We start from the raw sequence: 340 nt of genomic DNA, 5'->3' as shown, positions 1-340 counted from the left end.
TAACGAGCCTGTAGAATTACTCGTTTTTATTATAATTATTTAATCAAAATACTCTAACTGGATTATTTTCTTTTAACAATCAAAAACGTTTACGTTTTTGGCGATTTTAATTTTTGCATTGTTAAATATTAAATAATGGGGAATGTCTTTCTTACTCTATGTTTTTAGACGGTTTTAATGGTGTGATGATGGGATTTCAAGTCCTAATGCAGGCTACTTCTTAACTTCTCAATGTTATGAACAAGGCAATACAGTTGCCATTGAGTATTCACTTTTTCTTGTCCGCGCAACGTGAATTTATTCATGCCTTTATTGACGGTAATATTGCCAAATACAGGTT

At 31.2% G+C, this 340-nt stretch carries 1 protein-coding gene; it reads right to left on the bottom strand.

All coding sequences use genetic code 11. The features are described 5' to 3' along the window. Positions 1-203: 203 nt before the first annotated feature. Positions 204-340: transposase (locus tag H4J61_RS00075; RefSeq protein ID WP_182182609.1), on the bottom strand; the 137-nt coding region annotated here is incomplete at its 5' end.

This window comes from Colwellia sp. MB3u-4 (assembly GCF_014077065.1).
Classification (GTDB): domain Bacteria; phylum Pseudomonadota; class Gammaproteobacteria; order Enterobacterales; family Alteromonadaceae; genus Cognaticolwellia.
Note: the sequence above shows the minus strand (reverse complement) of the source record. Positions and strands in the feature narration are given on the sequence as shown.